This window comes from Streptomyces sp. NBC_00029 (assembly GCF_045160505.1).
Taxonomy (GTDB): domain Bacteria; phylum Actinomycetota; class Actinomycetes; order Streptomycetales; family Streptomycetaceae; genus Streptomyces.
Genome location: NZ_CP108292.1, coordinates 4,460,614 through 4,478,360, shown reverse-complemented (window position 1 = coordinate 4,478,360; position 17,747 = coordinate 4,460,614). Strand labels below are relative to the sequence as shown.

Genomic DNA, 17,747 nt, shown 5'->3' with positions numbered 1-17,747 from the left:
GCGCACCAGGAGAGCCCCGGGAAGTGCCTAGACCGCGCGCGCGGCGCGGCCGTCGGCCATCCGCTGCTCGGCGATCCGGTCGGCCGCGGCGGCCGGCGGGATACCGTCCGCCTTCGCGCGAGCAAAGATTTCCAGTGTGGTGTCGAAGATCTTCGTCGCCTTGGCCTTGCAGCGGTCGAAGTCGAAGCCGCGCAGCTCGTCGGCGACCTGGATGACACCGCCCGCGTTGACCACGTAGTCCGGCGCGTAGAGGATCCCGCGGTCGGAGAGGTCCTTCTCGATGCCCGGGTGGGCGAGCTGGTTGTTCGCCGCACCGCAGACGATCTTCGCGGTCAGCGCCGGGACGGTGACGTCGTCCAGTGCGCCGCCGAGTGCGCAGGGGGCGTAGATCTCCAGGCCCTCGGTGCGGATCAGCGCGTCCGTGTCGGCGACCGCGGTGACCTTGCCCGGGTGCTTGTCGAGGATCCGCTGCACGGACTCCTTGCGCACGTCCGTGATCACGACCTCGGCGCCGTCCTCCAGCAGGTGCTCGACCAGGTAGTGGCCGACCTTGCCGACGCCGGCCACGCCGACCTTGCGGCCGCGCAGGGTCGGGTCGCCCCACAGGTGCTGGGCGCTGGCGCGCATGCCCTGGAAGACACCGAAGGCGGTGAGCACCGACGAGTCGCCGGCGCCGCCGTTCTCGGGGGAGCGGCCGGTCGCCCAGCGGGTCTCGCGGGCCACGACGTCCATGTCGGCGACGTAGGTGCCGACGTCGCAGGCGGTGACGTAGCGGCCGCCGAGGGACTCCACGAACCGGCCGTAGGCCTGGAGCAGTTCCTCGGTCTTCAGGACGTCAGGGTCGCCGATGATCACGGCCTTGCCGCCGCCGAGGTCGAGACCGGCGAGGGCGTTCTTGTAGGACATGCCGCGCGAGAGGTTCAGCGCGTCGAGGACGGCCTCCTCGTCGGAGGCGTACGCGTGGAAGCGCGTACCGCCGAGGGCGGGGCCCAGGGCGGTGGAGTGGATGGCGATGACGGCCTTCAGGCCGGTGGCGCGGTCCTGGCACAGCACGACTTGCTCGTGGCCGCCCTGCTCCGTACGGAACAGGGTGTGCAGGACGCCGTCGGTCATTTCGGTCACGGTGGTGACTCCCATGGAAGAGATGCGGCGGAAAGACGCCCGCCCTGCGGGTGGGGGAGGGCGTGCTGGGAGCAGAGTAAGACCTGTGGGCCGCCTGTAGGTGACCTGTCCGAGGATCGAAACACTCCCGGAGTACGGGAGGTCGCGGGACGCCCCGAGGTGAACCGGACCCCGGATGAGGGCAGTACGTGAGCGTGAGCGAATCCTCCGATCCACCGCTGTCCTCCGCGCGCTCGGCGCCGACCGTCCCTTACGCCTCCTACCTGCGCGTCTACGAGCCGCTGGCCGCCTTCGCCGAGCCGGAGCGCGCGCACTGGTCCGACTACGCCCGGCGCGGGGATGCCCCGACCGCCCAGGACGAACTGCGCCGCTCACTGGCGGATTTGGTGCGGGTCCCGGTGGTGGGGGTGCCGGTGCACGAGAGCGCGGACGCCTTCACGACGGTGGTCGACGGGGCGCTGCTGGTCTGCCCCTGGCGCACCCGGCTCCGCGGCTGGCTGGCCCTCCAGGAACTCGTCGAGTGGTTCCCGCGCCCGGTGCTGGACGCGGCGCTCCCCCCGGGGATGCGCCTGCAGGCGGCCGAGGAGTACGAGCGCTGGCGCGTACGGAACCCGGACGCGCGCCCCTGGATCCGTACGGGCGTCTGGCAGGTTCCGCTGCGCTGGTTCGTGCTGGTGGCCGACGAGGAGCGGGAGTACGTGCCGGGCGAGCGGCTGCGCTACCGCACGCCGATGGTGCAGGCGCGGCGGCGGCTCGCCCGGGCCCTGCGGACCCTGCGCGACGCAGAGGGGTACGGAATGCTCGCCGACGGGCTGGTGGAGGTGGGGAGCTGGCTGGAGGAGTTCCATCCGAGCTCGATGGTCGAGCTGGACTACGGCGGGCTGCTGCACGCGCTGCCGGCGGACCGGCTGGCGGCCGACCGCTCGGCGGGGGACCTGGCGGCGGGGATCGAGGCCCTGCGGGCCGGGGACACGGAGGGGGCGACGGAGGCGTACGGGGAGCTGGCGGAGCGCTGGAGGGCCGTCCGGGAGCGACTTTTCGCGAATTAGGCCGAAAGTGGTCGGTGTGACTTATTCGCACCATCGGGGGGTCCGTACGTATCGTCCGGTATCGGTCGATCGGTCAAAAGTGGCTGATCAGAGCCCTGATCGTGGCATTTGGGACGTAGTACCAGGACCTACGTCCCGATACGGGCCATTGGCCCAAGCGTGACGGACCGCACTAACTACACCCTTGCGCCCTTCCCCTACCCTCGTGCCAAAATAGGACAAGGAGTCCGGGGAGGGTTCCTTCCGCCCAACTAAGGGCGGAATGCTCGGCATTGCACTCTACGGGGGGTCTGACGACTCCTGATCGCTCTGTGACTGATCGTCACAGTGGGGTGACTGTCCGTTATGGGACGGTCCATCGGCTTCCGCCGCTGATGAACACCTCGGAGGGCAATTCCGTCGGTTTGGCCGTCGAGGCTGGACGGATGGTGTAGTTGTAGTGCCGAGGACAAGCCGTTCGTCCTATAACCGACTCGGCCCGCGTATGTCCATTTCGGGCACCGCGGGCCAAGGTGCAGAATTTAGAGGAAAGAACCGAGATGGTTCGGTTCTCCCGAGGAGGCCGCTCATGACCGCTCGCACCCCTGATGCCGAGCCGCTGCTGACCCCGGCTGAGGTTGCCACGATGTTCCGCGTGGACCCGAAGACGGTCACCCGCTGGGCCAAGGCTGGCAAGCTCACGTCCATCCGCACCCTGGGTGGACACCGCCGGTACCGCGAGGCCGAGGTTCGCGCACTGCTCGCGGGAATTCCGCAGCAGCGCAGCGAGGCCTGAGGTCGCGCAAACACCCCGCTTTACCGGGTTTATATCGGGTCCCCCAATCCGATGAAACCCACATAGCTTCATACGGCCGAGCCTGCCCCAACAGGTTCACAGGTCGTTCGATCGCGCTGGACTCCGCCGGGTCCAGCGCGATCTTTTTTATGCCCAGGTCAGGGCCGTCTCAGGATCGCGTGGGGGCGCCGACGAGGTAGGTGCCATTGCACATATTCTATCGAGCGGGCGTATGAGTGCGATAAAAGTATGAGTCTCAAAAACTCATGCGGTGACTCCCGTCACAGATGATCACTCTTGTATATCCGGTAATGCACCCCGTAAAGGGGATGCTCATCGCGAGGCACCTCATGCGAACGGGGTATTCGCGGTGGCGGCCGGCCCGGCGGCGTCCTCCGACGCCTTCCTCCGACACCTTCCGGCACCCGGCGGTGCTCCCCCGGCGCGTTTCGCCGCCGGCTCCACACGCTCGCGGTGCGCCCGGGGTGCTCGGCGCGTCCTTTCGCGGGCGCGGGGCTCGGGGCGGGCTCGTACGCGGCCCGGAAGCCTCGCAGGGGCGCCCGGACGCGTTCACGGGCGACGTGGGCGCTCCACGGGCCCCTGGCGGCCCCCAAGGCCCCCCGGGCGGTGCCACCCGCCAACGCGTCAGGGCCCGCATCCCCAGAGGGATACGGGCCCTGACGTTTCTGCGAACCTGACGGGACTTGAACCCGCGACCTCCACCTTGACAGGGTGGCGAGCTAACCAACTGCTCCACAGGTCCTAGATTTGCGGCCGCTGGGCGGCTACGAATCAGACTGTACCGCAGCTCAGGGGGTGCAGTCGAACCCGATCACGGCAAGGGTCACGGCGCCGCCGCATCCACCGCCTTCACGATCCGCTTGTCGGAGACCGGGTACGCCGTCCCGAGGGCGTGCGCGAAGTAGCTGACGCGCAGTTCCTCGATCATCCAGCGGATGTCGGTGACCGTGGACGGGACCGGCCGCCCCTTCGGCAACTGCTCCAGCAGCCAGGCGTACTCGTCCTGCATCTCGTGGACCTTCTCCATGCGCGTGGTGTCGCGCTGGACGCCCGTGGGCATCTGCTGGAGCCGCCGGTCCGCGGCCACCAGGTAGCGCATCAGGTCCGGCAGCCTGCGCAGCCCGGTGAGCGTCACGAAGCCCGCCGGCACGAGGGCCGCCAGCTGCGTCCTGACGTCCTGGATGTTCGCGACCAGCGCCAGGCTGCTGGTGGCCTTCAGGCGGCGCTCACAGGCCTGCCAGGCGGCCAGCACCTGCTGAACCTGCCCGACCGTGCGCACGGTCGTGTCCACCAGGTCCGCGCGGACCGCCTCGTAGAGCTTCCGGAAGGCCGCCTCGTCCCAGGCCGGGCCGCCGTGGTCGGCGATCAGCCGGTCGGTCGCCGCGGTCGCGCAGTCGTCGAAGAGCGCCTGGATGGAGCCGTGCGGGTTCCTGGACAGGGCCAGCTTCTGCTGGTTGGTCAGGTGGTCCGAGGCGAACTTCGCCGGGTTCACCGGGATGTTCAGCAGGATGAGCCGCCGGGTGCCCAGCCACATGGCCTGCTGCTGCTCGGCCTCGGTGTCGAAGAGCCGTACGGAGACGGTCGAGCCCTCGTCCACCAGCGCCGGGTACGCCTTCACGGGCTGACCGGCCCGGCGGGTCTCGAAGACCTTGGTCAGCGTGCCGATCGTCCAGTCGGTCAGGCCGGTCCGCTCCACGGACTCCCCGCCCGCGCGCTCGGCGGTGGCCGCGGCGGCCTTGGACAGGGCCTGGCGGGCCTTGGGCTTCAGCCTGAGCCGCAGGGCCTCCAGGTCCTTGTCCTCGGCGAGGTTCTTGCGGCGCTCGTCGATGATCCGGAAGGTGATCTTCAGGTGGTCGGGGATCCGGGTGAGGTCGAAGTCCTCGGCCGAGACCGGGACCCCGACCATCCGCTGGAGCTCGCGGGCGAGGGTGACCGGCAGCGGCTCCTGCAGGGGCACCGCCGTGTCCAGGAAGCGGCCGGCGAAGTTCGGCGCGGGCACGTAGTGCCGGCGGATCGGCTTCGGCAGCGAGCGGATCAGCTCGGTGACGACCTCCTCGCGGAGGCCCGGGATCTGCCAGTCGAAGCCCTCGTCGGTGACCTGGTTCAGCACCTGGAGCGGGATGTGGACGGTCACGCCGTCCGCGTCCGCGCCCGGCTCGAACTGGTAGGTCACCCGGAACTTCAGCTGACCCTGCCGCCAGGAGTCCGGGTAGTCGGCCTTGGTGACCCCGGCCGCCTTCTCGGTCAGCAGCATCGCGCGCTCGAAGTCGAGGAGTTCGGGCTCCTCGCGCTTCTTGTGCTTCCACCAGGAGTCGAAGTGCGCCCCGGAGACCACGTGGTCGGGGATCTTCTGGTCGTAGAAGTCGAAGAGGGTCTCGTCGTCCACCACGATGTCGCGGCGACGGGCCCGGTTCTCCAGCTCCTCCACCTCGGTGAGGAGCTTGCGGTTGTCCGCGTAGAACTTGTGGTGCGTGCGCCAGTCGCCCTCGACCAGGGCATTGCGGATGAACAGCTCGCGCGAGACCTCGGGGTCGATGCGGCCGTAGTTGATCTTCCGCTGGGCGACGATCGGCACGCCGTACAGCGTGACCTTCTCGTACGCCATCACGGCCGCCTGGTCCTTCTCCCAGTGCGGCTCGCTGTACGTGCGCTTGATCAGGTGCTGGGCCAGCGGCTCCACCCACTCGGGCTCCACCTTGGCGTTCACCCGGGCCCAGAGCCGCGAGGTCTCCACCAGCTCGGCCGACATCACGAACTTCGGCTGCTTCTTGAAGAGCGAGGAGCCCGGGAAGATCGCGAACTTGGCGCTGCGGGCACCGAGGTACTCGTTCTTGTCGGTGTCCTTGAGCCCGATGTGCGAGAGCAGACCGGCCAGCAGGGAGACGTGGACGACCTGCTCGGGGGCATCGGCCTCGTTGACGTGAATGCCCATGCCCTTGGCGACCGTGCGCAGCTGGGAGTAGATGTCCTGCCACTCGCGGATCCGCAGGTAGTTCAGGTACTCCTGCTTGCACATCCGGCGGAACGAGGAGGAGCCGCGCTCCTTCTGCTGCTCGCGCACGTAGCGCCACATGTTCAGGAACGAGAGGAAGTCGCTGGTCTCGTCCTTGAAGCGGGCGTGGTTCTGGTCGGCCTGGGTCTGCTTGTCCGAGGGCCGCTCGCGCGGGTCCTGGATGGACAGGGCCGCCGCGATGACCATGACCTCGCGGACGCAGTTGTTCTTGTCGGCCTCGATGACCATGCGGGCCAGCCGCGGGTCGACGGGCAGCTGGGACAGCTGCCGGCCCATCTGCGTCAGGCGCTGCCCCCGCTTGCCCTCCGCGGAGGACTTCTCGCCCATCTCCAGCGCGCCGAGCTCCTGGAGCAGCTGGACGCCGTCGCGGATGTTGCGGTGGTCCGGCGGGTCGATGAAGGGGAACTTCTCGATCTCACCGAGGCCGGCCGAGGTCATCTGGAGGATGACGGAGGCCAGGTTCGTCCGCAGGATCTCGGCGTCGGTGAACTCGGGACGGGAGTCGAAGTCGTCCTCGGAGTACAGCCGGATGCAGATGCCGTCGCTGGTCCGGCCGCAGCGGCCCTTGCGCTGGTTGGCGCTGGCCTGCGAGATCCGCTCGATCGGCAGGCGCTGGACCTTGGTGCGGTGGCTGTAGCGGGAGATCCGGGCGGTGCCGGGGTCGATCACGTACTTGATGCCGGGGACGGTGAGCGAGGTCTCGGCGACGTTGGTGGCCAGGACGATCCGGCGGCCGGTGTGCTGCTGGAACACGCGGTGCTGCTCGGCGTGCGAGAGGCGCGCGTACAGGGGGAGGACTTCGGTGAAGCGAAGGCTGCGTTTGTTCAGGGCGTCCGCCGTGTCGCGGATCTCCCGCTCGCCGGAGAGGAAGACCAGGATGTCGCCAGGCCCCTCGGACTGGAGCTCGTCCACGGCCTCGCAGATCGCGGTGATCTGGTCGCGGTCCGAATCCTCGGAGTCCTCTTCCAGGAGCGGCCGGTAGCGCACCTCCACCGGATAGGTACGCCCGCTGACCTCGACGATCGGCGCCTCGCCGAAGTGCCGGGAGAAGCGCTCGGGGTCGATGGTGGCCGAGGTGATGACGACCTTGAGGTCGGGGCGCTTCGGCAGCAGCGTGGCCAGGTAGCCGAGCAGGAAGTCGATGTTCAGCGACCGCTCGTGGGCCTCGTCGATGATGATCGTGTCGTAGGCGCGCAGCTCGCGGTCCGTCTGGATCTCGGCGAGCAGGATGCCGTCGGTCATCAGCTTCACGAAGGTCGCGTCCTGATCCACCTGGTCGGTGAAGCGGACCTTCCAGCCGACCGTCCGGCCGATCTCGGACTTGAGTTCCTCGGCGATCCGCTCCGCGACCGTGCGGGCGGCGATCCGGCGGGGCTGGGTGTGCCCGATCATGCCGCGGACGCCGCGGCCCAGCTCCATACAGATCTTGGGGATCTGCGTGGTCTTGCCGGACCCGGTCTCGCCCGCGACGATCACGACCTGGTGGTCGCGTATCGCCTCGGCGATCTCGTCCTTCTTCTGGCTGACGGGCAGGTTCTCGGGATACGTGATCTCCGGCATCCGCGAGGCACGGCCGGCCAGTCGCGCGGCGGCCTTGGTGGCCTCCGCGGCGATCTCGTCGAGCACGGCCTGCTTGGCCTCGGGCTTGCGGATACGGCGGGCGCCCTCGAGGCGGCGGCCGAGGCGGTGCGCGTCACGGAGGGGGATCTCACCGAGAAGCGTCTGCAGGGCGGCGAAGGAAGTAGACATACCTGATCGAGGATCTCACCTGGGCCCTCCGGGTGGCGAACGCATTTGTCGGGTGGACCCGTACCATTTCGGGACGAGTCCGTCGGCCGTATGAATGAGAGGCAGCCCACCTTGTCCCGCCCCCGCCACGTCTGGAGCCTGCTCGGCGTGGTCCTGGCGGTACTCCTGGGCTGCGCGGCCCCGGCGGTGGCGGTCGCCCCGCACCGGACGGCGCCGGCTCCGGCCTTCGCCTCGGTCCCTGCTCCGGCATCCGCTTCGGCCCCCGCTCCGGCTCCGGCACCGGCCCCGCCTTCGACGCCGGCCTCGGCCCCGGCCCGGCCGCACGCGGCCGTGTCCGCCGACGCGGGCGGGCCCGCCTGCGCGCCCGCCGGCCCCGAGCGCGGCGCTGCGCCCGCCGTTCCCACGCGCGCCCGGGGCGAGCACGCGCAGGTCCCGCCGGTCCGGTCGGCGCCCGAAGAGGCCGGTCCCCCCGCGGCGATGCCCGTACGGGGCCTCGTACGCGGACCCGGCCGCCCGGCGCCCGACCCCCTGGAGCTGTGCGTGATGCGGGTCTAGGCCGACCGGTCGTCCCACCGGTCCCGCCCACATCACCCGCACCACCCGCAGCACTGGAGCCCCCGCATGCCCTCGTCCCGTACGACCTCCACGAAGCCCCTGCTGATCTCCGCCGGGGTCGCCCTCGCCGCGATCACCCTCGGCGTCGTCTCGTGGCAGGCCACCAAACCCGCCGAGAGCGGCCCGGCCGGCTCCGGCTCCGGCGCCGTGGCCGCGCCCCGCACCGCGCCCCGCACCGACGCCGCCGCCGCCGAACTCAAGGCGCTGGCCCGCCGCGAGTCCGGCGACAAGCTCGCCGTCGGCCGCGCCGACGCGCCCGTCGTGCTCATCGAGTACTCCGACTTCAAGTGCGGCTACTGCGGCAAGTTCGCCCGGGACACCGAGCCCGAACTGGTGAAGAAGTACGTCGCGGACGGCACCCTGCGCATCGAGTGGCGCAACTTCCCGATCTTCGGCGCGGAATCCGAGGCCGCCGCCAAGGCCGCCTGGGCGGCCGGGCAGCAGGACCGTTTCGACGCCTTCCACGCGGCGGCGTACGCGGAGGGCTCCAAGGAGAAGGGCTTCGCCGGGCCGCGGCTCGTGGAGCTGGCCCGCGAGGCCGGTGTCCCCGATCTGCAGCGCTTCGAGGCGGACATGGCCGGCGAGCAGGCCGCGGCGGCCCTGAAGAAGGACCAGGAGGAGGGCTACCGCATCGGTGTCACCTCCACCCCCTCCTTCCTCCTGGACGGCAGGCCGATCGCCGGAGCCCAGCCTCTTGCCACCTTCACCGCCGCGATCGCCGCGGCGAAGGCGGAGGCGGAGACCGGGGCGGCGAAGCAGTGACCGACATCGGATACCTGGCCGCCCTGCTGGGCGGCCTCCTCGCGCTGCTCAGCCCGTGCAGCGCGCTGCTGCTGCCGGCCTTCTTCGCGTACTCCATCGACTCCACCTCGCGGCTGCTGGCGCGCACCGGGATCTTCTACGCGGGCCTCGCGAGCACCCTCGTACCCCTCGGGGCGGCCGGCTCGTACGCCGGACGGTTCTTCCACAGCAACCGCGACCAGCTCGTCCTGGCCGGCGGCTGGCTGATCATCGGGCTCGGCCTCGCGCAGATCCTGGGCCTCGGCTTCGCCCCGAAGCGGATCTCGGAGCTGTCGGGGCGGATCCGGCCGACCACCGCCCTGTCGGTGTACGCGCTCGGCGCCGTCTACGGGCTGGCCGGCTTCTGCGCCGGCCCGATCCTGGGCAGCGTCCTGACCGTCGCCGCGGTGAGCGGCAGCCCCGTCTACGGCGGCCTGCTGCTCGCGGTCTACGCCCTGGGCATGGCCGTGCCGCTCTTCCTGCTGGCCCTGTTGTGGGAGCGGTTCGAGCTGGGCCGGCGGCGCTGGCTGCGCGGGCGCGCCCTGCGGGTCGGCCGCTTCGAGCTGCACACCACCTCGCTGCTGTCCGGGCTGTTCTTCATCACCCTGGGGGCGCTGTTCCTCGCGTACGACGGGGCGAGCGCGCTGCCGGGGCTCCTGGACGTGGACGACTCGTTCGCGGTCGAGCAGTGGGTCGGCTCACTGGCGGACGCGGTCCCCGACTGGGCGCTGCTCGGGCTGGTCGCCGCCGGGGCGGCGGCCGTAGGCGTCGTGCAGTGGCGCGGCCGGGAGCGGGAGCGGCCGCCGGCCGAGGCCGAGGGGGAGTAACCACAGAAGGCCCCGTCCGATGGACGGGGCCTTCTTGATGGTGGCTGGGGCCGGGGTCGAACCGGCGACCTATCGCTTTTCAGGCGATCGCTCGTACCAACTGAGCTACCCAGCCACGAAACCGTTTCCGGCTTCAGCGAACCTGACGGGACTTGAACCCGCGACCTCCACCTTGACAGGGTGGCGAGCTAACCAACTGCTCCACAGGTCCTTGCAGTGTGCGAGAACAAGTCTTGCACACGGTAATGCGTACCCCCAACGGGATTCGAACCCGTGCTACCGCCTTGAAAGGGCGGCGTCCTGGGCCACTAGACGATGAGGGCTAAAGGCCCGCCGGGCACTTCTCAGCGCGTCGGGGACGTGAGAAGCATATGGGATCCGGTGAGCTATCGCCAAAACGGTTTCTCCCCCGGGCGGGGGACGGGGCCGCCGCGGAGCGACAATGGCCGGGTGCTGGAGATGACGCGCGAGGAGTTCGAAGAGCTCGTCGCAGAGGCCCTGGACCGCATCCCGCCGGAGCTCACGCGGCTGATGGACAACGTGGCGGTGTTCGTCGAGGACGAACCGCCCGCCGACGACCCCGAGCTGCTCGGGCTCTACGAGGGGACCCCGCTGACGGACCGCGGCGAGTGGTACGCCGGGGTGCTGCCGGACCGGATCACCATCTACCGGAATCCCACGTTGCGGATGTGCGAGGACCGGGAGAGCGTGGTCGCGGAGACGGAGGTCACCGTGGTGCACGAGATCGCCCACCACTTCGGCATCGACGACGAACGGCTGCACGCGCTGGGGTACGGGTGACCGGATCGGGCCCGCCCGTCCCACCTGTCCCGCCCGTCCCTCCCCTCCCGCCCGTTCCCGGTGACGGGGCGGCGGAGGCGATCGATCCGGACGTCGACCTGCACGTGCCCGCGCAGCGCGCCGAGCCGCAGGGCCGGGTGCTCGCGGCGGTGGCGGCCGGCGGTGCGATCGGGGGCGCGGCGCGGTACGGGATCTCCCTGCTGTGGCCCGCCGTGCCCGGGGCCCTCCCCTGGGCGACCCTGTGGATCAATGCCTCCGGCAGCGCGCTGATCGGCGTACTCATGGTGCTGATCAGCGAGGGCGGCCGGACGTCCCCGCATCCGCTGCTGCGGCCCTTCGCCGGGGTCGGTGTGCTCGGCGGCTTCACCACCTTCTCCACCTACGCGGTGGATCTCTCGCGGCTCCTGGACGCAGGGGAGGCCGGGACCGCGTCGGCCTACGCCGTGCTCACGGTCGCCCTGGCGCTCGGCGCGGTGTGGACGGGGGCCTCGGCCACGCGGTACGCGCTCGCGGTCGCCGCCCGGGGGCGTCGCGGGGGCGGCCGGTGAACTGGCTGCTCGTGGTGGCGGGCGCGGCGTTCGGCGCGCCGCTGCGCTACCTGATGGACCGTGGGGTGCAGGCGCGGCACGATTCCGCGTTCCCCTGGGGCACCTTCGTCGTCAACGCGAGCGCGTGCCTGGTGCTCGGGGTGCTGGCCGGGGCGGCGCTGGCCGGAGCAGCCTCCTCGCAGCTGCAGTTGCTGCTGGGGACCGGGCTGTGCGGGGCGCTGAGCACGTACTCGACGTTCTCGTACGAGACGCTGCGGCTTGCCGAACGCGGACACGGGTTCCTGGCGGCGGCGAACGTGGTGGCGTCCGTGCTGGTCGGGCTGGGCGCCGTACGGCTCGGCGCGCAGGTGGCGCGGCAGCTCTTCGCCTGAGGTGTTCGGCCGAGGGCGTGTCCCTCACGGGCCGAAGGGAGTTGGGCACATTGACCCGCTCATGCGGAAAGTTCACTTTCAGGCTCCGGAGGTGCCCCCGTGCGCCAGTTGTCCGCTTCCCTCCGACTGGCCGTCACCGCGCTCGCGGTCGCGGCGACGGCCGGCTGCATGAGCATCGGCCAGGACGCGGCGAAGCCCGGGCCCTCCGCCCCGGGGGACCACCGCAGCGGCGCCGAGGCGGGTGCGGGGACCGTCACGGGGCGCGGCTCCGGCGTCCACGGCAATGGGCGCGGTGCCAAGGGCGGTCCGGGGAGCCAGGACGGCAGGCCCAAGGAGGACGGCAAGGCCTCCGGCGCGACCGGCGCCTCGCCGAGCGCGGGCGCGCCGAGCGGTCAGCCGGGGGTGCCCGCGCCGTCGGCGGGACCGGGCGGCGGGGCGGGCGGGCAGGGCCCGCAGGAACCCACCACGGGCGGTTCGGGAGGAGCCGGCGGCCCGGGCGGTGCGGCCGGCGGACAGCAGTCGGCGAGCCCGACTCCGCAGCCGCCCGCCACGACTCCGCCTGTGACGGAACCCACGTCGCAGCCGTCGACCCCGCAGCCCGAGCCGACCATCGCGCCGGTGCCCGAACTCTAGGCCGGGCGGGCGTCCGGCCGGCTGCGTCGGAGCCGGGTCCGGTGACTGCCCCGAGGGTGTTTGTGCAGGTCAGGGACGTTTCTGCTGGACTGACTTGCCAGACCCCGGGGAGGGTGCGTATGGTTATAGATCGTTTGATCCCATTGCCCGGCGCCGAATCCGAAGAGCGCCGTGTGGCGCGTACTCTCCCTAGCCGTGGCTGACCGCATTGAGGCGGTCGATTTGCGATTCACGGAGTTTGGGCGCGTGCCGAGACTCCGGAAGGTTTCGCATTTCGCATGTCCATTTCCAGCTCTGACCGTTCCGTCATGCCCGAGAACGACTCCAACGAGATCATCGACGCCGAGGCCCTTGTGGTCACTGAGGCGATCGAGGCCGCTGAGGCGGACGAGATCATCGAGGCTCTTGAGGCCGACGTGAACACCGACGGGTCCTTCGAGGACTCGACCACCGACTTCGACGACGCCGACGACGACGCCGAGCCCTCGATCACCTTCGGCGACCTCGGTCTCCCCGAGGGCATCGTGCGCAAGCTCGCGCAGAACGGCGTCACCGCCCCCTTCCCGATCCAGGCCGCGACCATCCCGGACGCCCTGGCCGGCAAGGACATCCTGGGCCGCGGCCGCACCGGCTCCGGCAAGACCCTCTCCTTCGGTCTGCCGACCCTGGCCTCGCTGGCCGGCGGTCACACGGACAAGAAGAAGCCCCGCGCCATCATCCTCACGCCGACCCGTGAGCTCGCGATGCAGGTCGCGGACGCGCTCCAGCCCTACGGCGACGTGCTCGGCCTGAAGATGAAGGTCGTCTGCGGCGGTACCTCCATGAGCAACCAGATCTACGCCCTGGAGCGCGGTGTCGACGTCCTCGTCGCCACCCCCGGCCGTCTGCGCGACATCATCAACCGTGGCGCCTGCTCGCTGGAGAACGTGAAGATCGCGGTTCTCGACGAGGCCGACCAGATGGCCGACCTGGGCTTCCTGCCCGAGGTCACCGAGCTGCTCGACCAGATCCCCGGCGGCGGCCAGCGCATGCTCTTCTCCGCCACCATGGAGAACGAGATCGGCACCCTGGTCAAGCGCTACCTGTCCAACCCCGTCACGCACGAGGTCGACAGCGCGCAGGGCAACGTCACGACCATGACGCACCACGTCCTCGTCGTGAAGCCGAAGGACAAGGCGCCGGTCACGGCCGCCATCGCCGCCCGCAAGGGCCGCACCATCATCTTCGTCCGCACCCAGCTGGGCGCCGACCGCATCGCCGAGCAGCTCGTCGAGGCCGGCGTGAAGGCCGACGCGCTGCACGGCGGCATGACGCAGGGTGCCCGTACCCGCGTCCTCGCCGACTTCAAGGACGGCTACGTCAACGCGCTCGTCGCCACCGACGTCGCCGCCCGCGGCATCCACGTCGACGGCATCGACCTGGTCCTGAACGTGGACCCGGCCGGCGACCACAAGGACTACCTGCACCGCTCGGGCCGTACCGCCCGTGCCGGCAAGTCGGGTGTCGTGGTCTCCCTCGCCCTGCCGCACCAGCGCCGCCAGATCTTCCGTCTGATGGAGGACGCGGGCGTCGACGCCTCGCGTCACATCGTCCAGGGCGCCGGCGCCTTCGAGCCGGAGGTCGCCGAGATCACCGGTGCCCGTTCGCTGACCGAGGTCCAGGCCGACTCCGCGAACAACGCCGCCAAGCAGGCCGAGCGTGAGGTCGCCGAGCTGACCAAGCAGCTCGAGCGTCTGTCGCGCCGTGCCGTCGAGCTCCGCGAGGAGGCCGACCGCCTGGTCGCCCGCTCCGCCCGTGAGCGCGGCGAGGACCCGGAGGCCGCTGTCGCCGAGGTGGCCGAGGCCGCCGAGGCCGAGGTCGCGGCTGCTGCTGCCGCCGCTGCCGCCGAGCTGGCCGCGCAGGAGCGCCGCGAGGAGCAGCGCGCCCAGCGCGACGACCGTGGCAACTTCGAGCGTCGCGACAACCGCGGCGGCGACCGTGGTGGCGACCGCGGCGGCTTCCGCCGTGACGACCGCGGCGGCGACCGCGGTGGCCGTCCCTCGGGCGGCTTCAACCGTGACGACCGTGGTGGCGACCGTGGTGGCTTCCGCCGCGACGACCGTCCGTCGGGTGGCTTCCGCTCCGGTGGCGACCGTCCGTCCGGTGGTGGCTTCCGTCGTGACGACCGTCCCTCGGGTGGCTTCAACCGCGATGACCGTGGTGGCGACCGTGGTGGCTTCCGCCGCGACGACCGTCCGTCGGGTGGCTTCCGCTCCGGTGGCGACCGTCCGTCCGGTGGTGGCTTCCGTCGTGACGACCGTCCCTCGGGTGGCTTCAACCGCGATGACCGTGGTGGCGACCGTGGTGGCTTCCGCCGCGACGACCGTCCCTCCGGCGGCTTCAACCGTGACGACCGCTCGTCGGGCACCTTCAACCGTGACGACCGTCCCTCCGGTGGCTTCCGCTCCGGTGGCGACCGTCCGTCCGGTGGTGGCTTCCGTCGTGACGACCGTCCCTCCGGTGGCTTCCGCTCCGGTGGCGGCGACCGCCCGTACGGCCGCCGTGACGACCACCGTCCGTCCGGCTCCGGCTCCGGTTCCACCGGCGGCTTCGGCGGCCGCCGGGACGACAAGCCGCGCTGGAAGCGCAACGGCTGATCGCAGCTGAGCTGAACCCCTGAGAAGGGCCCGTACGCACCCAGGTGCGGACGGGCCCTTCCTCGTATCCCGAAGCTGATGGTGCGTAACACCCCCTCGGACCGGGCCCCCAGACCCCCGGGAGGACCCACCGCACCGACGGCGACAGGCCGGTCGGCGGATACCCGATCGGCTGACCGGCGCGGTCCGGCTATGCTCTGGGGTGAGCACCTGGAGGGCCATTAGCTCAATTGGCAGAGCAGCGGACTTTTAATCCGTTGGTTGTCGGTTCGAGTCCGACATGGCCTACTGCTCGCAGGCGGAGATTAACCCCTCTGACCTGCTACTTAGCGCCTCGACTGGTTTCGGCCGGTCGAGGCGCTTCGTCGTTCACGGCTCTGTGCGGGAGCGATGCGGGAGCGGCGGTGCTGGAACTCCCGTTCGCCGCCACGGCTGGACGCGCCCTCGGAACGAGCCGGGCGGCTGCTTCCGCGGCGGCCTTGTCGACTTCGGGTAGCAGGCTCGTGTACGTGTCCGAAGTCAGCGTGATGGTGGAGTGCCGCAGCGTCTCCTTGATGGTGTGGAGGTCGCCGCCGCCGGCGTGGGTGAGGGTCGCCGTCCCGTGGCGCAGGTCGCGGAGATTGATGGGCGGTAGGCCGATCTCCTCGTAGAGGCGCCTGAACTCCTTCGAGACGGTGTCCGGATGGAGCCAGGTGCCGTCCTCCTTGGTGAAGACCTTCCCCGTGTTCTGCCAGCCCTTGCCCCACTTGAGGCGCTCCTTGTTCTGCCGGACCCTGTGCGCCCGCAGAACGGCCACGGTGTCGTTGTCCAGGCCGATGGTGTTCGCGCTGGAGTCCGTCTTCGGCTCCGACTCGTACGGCGTCCAACCGTCCTGCACGATCTCGCTCGCGACCGTGAGGAGCCCGGCGTCCAGGTTCACGTGCGTCCAGTCCTGGCCCACGCCCTCGCCGCGGCGTAGCCCACGGAACGCGATCAGGTGGAAGAACGCGTACAGCCGGTGGTCTGACGCGTGGTCGAGGAACGCGCCAAGCTGCTCCGGCATCCACACCATGACCGGGCTCGGTTTCTCGCCCGTCTCCTGCCACCGCCCCACCCGCTCAGCGGTCCACAGAAGCGGCTTCGGGCGCTTGCCCGACTCAAGCTCCACGTGCGCGGCCGGGTTGAAGGTGACGAGCTGCCGGGCTATCGCCGCGTTCAGCGCGGCCCGCAGGGTCCGCCGGATGCTCTGACGGGTCGCCGGCCCCGTGAGCTTCCGGAACGGCTTCATCTCGGCGAGCTTCGCCTTCTCCAGCGCCAGCTTGGCCCGCTCGGCGGCCACCGGGCGCCCCGCCTTGCTCGGCTTGCACCGCGCGATCTGATCGCGGCGCTCCTGGTTCTCGGCCGCGATGACCTCGTTCTCGTCGGCGATGGCGTCGAACATCTCAACGAGGTGCCCGACGTTGAGCCGGTCCAGCCGCAGGTGCCCGATGCGCGGCTTCAGGTGCACCTTGAGGTGCGAGGCGTAGCCGTTGGTCGTGGTCTTCCGGGTCTTCTTCGCCGCGAGCCAGGTGTCGAGCCACTCGCCGACCGTGATCCGGATGGTGAGGGACTGCGTGGTGTGCAGCCGACGCCGCGTCTCTTCGAGGTCCGGCAGAGGTGCCTTGTCCTGTGCCACCTTGGCGAGCAGCTCGACGATGCGCTCGCGGCCCTCGTCGTCGTCCGAATCGGCCAGGGCGAGCAGGGCCCGTATGTGGTCCAGGTCGGCCTGGGCTTCCCCCTTGGACTCGTAGCCGCCGCGGGTGAACGAGCGCCGTGTGCCCTCGCTGGTGGGCGGGAGCTCCTGCCGCAGCCTGTAGGCCCCGTGGCGTTTGTTCTTGAGCTTCGGGCACTTACTCCCGAGCAGCTTCCCGCTCTCCTGGTCCCGGCAGTTGCACCGCCGGTGAGTCGACCCGTTCAATCTCAGTCCCCCTCAACAGATCCCCGCGACCCCTTCGCCACGGGCCCCAACTGGCCTTGCTTGCGTGCCGCCCCGACCCACTTCGCGGCAGCGGAGTGCGAGACGCCGAAGTGCTCGGCGACCGCGACGGTGGGCGGCCGGCCCTGCTTGTGCGCCTCGCGGTAGACCTCGGCCACGTTGGTCAGGTGGTCCGGGGTGAGGCTGCGGCGCTGTCCAGGCGTCTGCTGGGCCGGCAGGAGCCCGAACAGTGGGGCCAGTAGCCGCCGCGCCTCTTCCTTCTTCTGCTCGAACGGGGAAGCCGATTGGTCGGCCTGGGGGGCGAGGGTCTCCCCGAGCCATTCGGTAGCCGAGCTGTTCACCAGCTGCATGAACGCGGCGTGCTTCCACGTCGCGATCCCCGCTGCTTCGAGAACCGCTTCGAGTCCGAAGTCGGCTCCTGTGTCACCGGTCATGACGGACACCAGCTGCACGCCCGACTGGGGGTCGGCGCGGAAGCACAGCGCGACCGTGGCGCGGACCTTTTTCCCCACGGCGATACCGGTGAAGTGGCTCGGCATCTTCAGGTGCCCGAGATCGACGAGGGGCGGTTCCCCGCGGAACTGGTCGTAGGGCCAGCCGGGGGTGGCTACGTAGTCCCATCCGTCGGGCACTCCATCATTCTGCATGCCTGAATCCTGCCCGAGAGGCAAGGAAGTGGCAAGGATGACTGTCCCGCTCGCTCTCATGCGTGCCTCATGTCTTCCAGCCTGCTTTCCCGGTCTTTCCTTGTTTGTGCTCATCAAGTCTCATCTGGTCCCTCATCTTCCCTCTCAGCCCTCCTCTGTCCCTATCTAACCTTGCCTGTCGGCAAAGTTCATCATGGTTCAACGGG

14 protein-coding genes and 5 tRNA genes are annotated in these 17,747 nt (G+C 70.4%); 11 read left to right on the top strand and 8 right to left on the bottom strand.

Annotated features, from left to right (window positions below):
* Positions 1–27 precede the first annotated feature (27 nt).
* Positions 28–1,122 (bottom strand): Glu/Leu/Phe/Val dehydrogenase dimerization domain-containing protein, encoded by a 1,095-nt coding sequence (locus OG753_RS20955; RefSeq protein WP_327263251.1) that lies wholly within the window; start codon positions 1,120–1,122, stop codon positions 28–30.
* Positions 1,123–1,316: 194 nt separating this feature from the next.
* Here OG753_RS20955 and OG753_RS20950 point away from each other — a divergent pair, with 194 nt between their 5' ends.
* Positions 1,317–2,171, top strand: a complete 855-nt coding sequence (locus tag OG753_RS20950) for a hypothetical protein (protein ID WP_405792746.1) — start codon at positions 1,317–1,319, stop codon at positions 2,169–2,171.
* Positions 2,172–2,739: 568 nt separating this feature from the next.
* Positions 2,740–2,946 (top strand): developmental transcriptional regulator BldC, encoded by a 207-nt coding sequence (gene bldC, locus OG753_RS20945; RefSeq protein WP_003949541.1) that lies wholly within the window; start codon positions 2,740–2,742, stop codon positions 2,944–2,946.
* A gap of 689 nt (positions 2,947–3,635) precedes the next feature.
* On the opposite strand, the gene OG753_RS20940 is transcribed toward bldC, so the two are convergent.
* Together OG753_RS20940 and hrpA are read right to left on the bottom strand one after the other, a co-directional pair.
* Positions 3,636–3,709: transfer RNA gene (locus OG753_RS20940), tRNA-Asp, on the bottom strand.
* An 81-nt stretch (positions 3,710–3,790) separates the two neighbouring features.
* Positions 3,791–7,729 carry an ATP-dependent RNA helicase HrpA gene (hrpA, locus tag OG753_RS20935; protein WP_405789606.1) on the bottom strand — a complete coding sequence of 1,313 codons (3,939 nt, stop codon included), beginning with the start codon at positions 7,727–7,729 and terminating at the stop codon, positions 3,791–3,793.
* Positions 7,730–7,819: 90 nt separating this feature from the next.
* Here hrpA and OG753_RS20930 point away from each other — a divergent pair, with 90 nt between their 5' ends.
* The 3 genes from OG753_RS20930 to OG753_RS20920 all read left to right on the top strand — a co-directional run bounded on the left by OG753_RS20930 (position 7,820) and on the right by OG753_RS20920 (position 9,951).
* A complete protein-coding gene (locus OG753_RS20930) occupies positions 7,820–8,284 on the top strand; it encodes a hypothetical protein (protein WP_405789604.1) in 465 nt (154 codons plus the stop codon).
* A 66-nt stretch (positions 8,285–8,350) separates the two neighbouring features.
* Positions 8,351–9,106, top strand: coding sequence for a DsbA family protein (locus OG753_RS20925; protein WP_405789603.1), 756 nt, complete (start codon positions 8,351–8,353; stop codon positions 9,104–9,106).
* Entirely contained in the window at positions 9,103–9,951 is an 849-nt protein-coding gene (locus OG753_RS20920; protein WP_405789601.1) for a cytochrome c biogenesis CcdA family protein, read from the top strand. The genes OG753_RS20925 and OG753_RS20920 overlap by 4 nt, the downstream gene beginning before the upstream one ends.
* A 38-nt stretch (positions 9,952–9,989) precedes the next feature.
* Here OG753_RS20920 and OG753_RS20915 read toward each other — a convergent pair.
* From OG753_RS20915 to OG753_RS20905, 3 genes are all read right to left on the bottom strand, one after another.
* A tRNA-Phe gene (locus OG753_RS20915) sits at positions 9,990–10,066 on the bottom strand.
* 22 nt (positions 10,067–10,088) lie between these two features.
* Positions 10,089–10,162, bottom strand: a tRNA-Asp gene (locus tag OG753_RS20910).
* 39 nt (positions 10,163–10,201) lie between these two features.
* Positions 10,202–10,274, bottom strand: a tRNA-Glu gene (locus tag OG753_RS20905).
* A gap of 127 nt (positions 10,275–10,401) precedes the next feature.
* Between OG753_RS20905 and OG753_RS20900 the strand changes: the two genes are divergently transcribed.
* The 6 genes from OG753_RS20900 (at position 10,402) to OG753_RS20875 (ending at position 15,228) form a co-directional block, all read left to right on the top strand.
* Positions 10,402–10,752 carry a metallopeptidase family protein gene (locus tag OG753_RS20900; protein ID WP_030012899.1) on the top strand — a complete coding sequence of 117 codons (351 nt, stop codon included), beginning with the start codon at positions 10,402–10,404 and terminating at the stop codon, positions 10,750–10,752.
* An 80-nt stretch (positions 10,753–10,832) separates the two neighbouring features.
* Positions 10,833–11,300 (top strand): FluC/FEX family fluoride channel, encoded by a 468-nt coding sequence (locus OG753_RS20895; protein WP_405792744.1) that lies wholly within the window; start codon positions 10,833–10,835, stop codon positions 11,298–11,300.
* Positions 11,297–11,671, top strand: a complete 375-nt coding sequence (gene crcB / locus OG753_RS20890) for a fluoride efflux transporter CrcB (RefSeq protein ID WP_405789599.1) — start codon at positions 11,297–11,299, stop codon at positions 11,669–11,671. Before OG753_RS20895 ends, crcB begins: the two co-directional genes overlap by 4 nt.
* A gap of 99 nt (positions 11,672–11,770) precedes the next feature.
* Positions 11,771–12,304 carry a hypothetical protein gene (locus OG753_RS20885; RefSeq protein ID WP_327263244.1) on the top strand — a complete coding sequence of 178 codons (534 nt, stop codon included), beginning with the start codon at positions 11,771–11,773 and terminating at the stop codon, positions 12,302–12,304.
* Between the two features lie 278 nt (positions 12,305–12,582).
* Complete coding sequence (locus tag OG753_RS20880) at positions 12,583–14,940, top strand: DEAD/DEAH box helicase (RefSeq protein WP_327263243.1); 2,358 nt, start codon at positions 12,583–12,585, stop codon at positions 14,938–14,940.
* A gap of 215 nt (positions 14,941–15,155) precedes the next feature.
* Positions 15,156–15,228: transfer RNA gene (locus tag OG753_RS20875), tRNA-Lys, on the top strand.
* A gap of 34 nt (positions 15,229–15,262) precedes the next feature.
* Here the strand turns inward: OG753_RS20875 and xerC are convergent.
* Positions 15,263–16,876, bottom strand: a complete 1,614-nt coding sequence (gene xerC / locus OG753_RS20870) for a tyrosine recombinase XerC (RefSeq protein WP_405789597.1) — start codon at positions 16,874–16,876, stop codon at positions 15,263–15,265.
* 2 nt (positions 16,877–16,878) lie between these two features.
* The gene (locus OG753_RS20865; protein ID WP_328789772.1) at positions 16,879–17,541 is read right to left on the bottom strand and encodes a hypothetical protein; all 663 of its coding nucleotides are present in this window, start codon (positions 17,539–17,541) and stop codon (positions 16,879–16,881) included.
* Between the last annotated feature and the right edge of the window lie 206 nt (positions 17,542–17,747).

Bases quoted from the DNA above. Each gene is read 5' to 3' on its own strand.
- hrpA (WP_405789606.1), bottom strand. From the start codon at position 7,729: ATGTCTACTTCCTTCGCCGCCCTGCAGACGCTTCTCGGTGAGATCCCC.
- OG753_RS20880 (WP_327263243.1), top strand. From the start codon at position 12,583: ATGTCCATTTCCAGCTCTGACCGTTCCGTCATGCCCGAGAACGACTCC.
- OG753_RS20925 (WP_405789603.1), top strand. From the start codon at position 8,351: ATGCCCTCGTCCCGTACGACCTCCACGAAGCCCCTGCTGATCTCCGCC.
- OG753_RS20930 (WP_405789604.1), top strand. From the start codon at position 7,820: ATGAATGAGAGGCAGCCCACCTTGTCCCGCCCCCGCCACGTCTGGAGC.
- bldC (WP_003949541.1), top strand. From the start codon at position 2,740: ATGACCGCTCGCACCCCTGATGCCGAGCCGCTGCTGACCCCGGCTGAG.
- OG753_RS20865 (WP_328789772.1), bottom strand. From the start codon at position 17,541: ATGCAGAATGATGGAGTGCCCGACGGATGGGACTACGTAGCCACCCCC.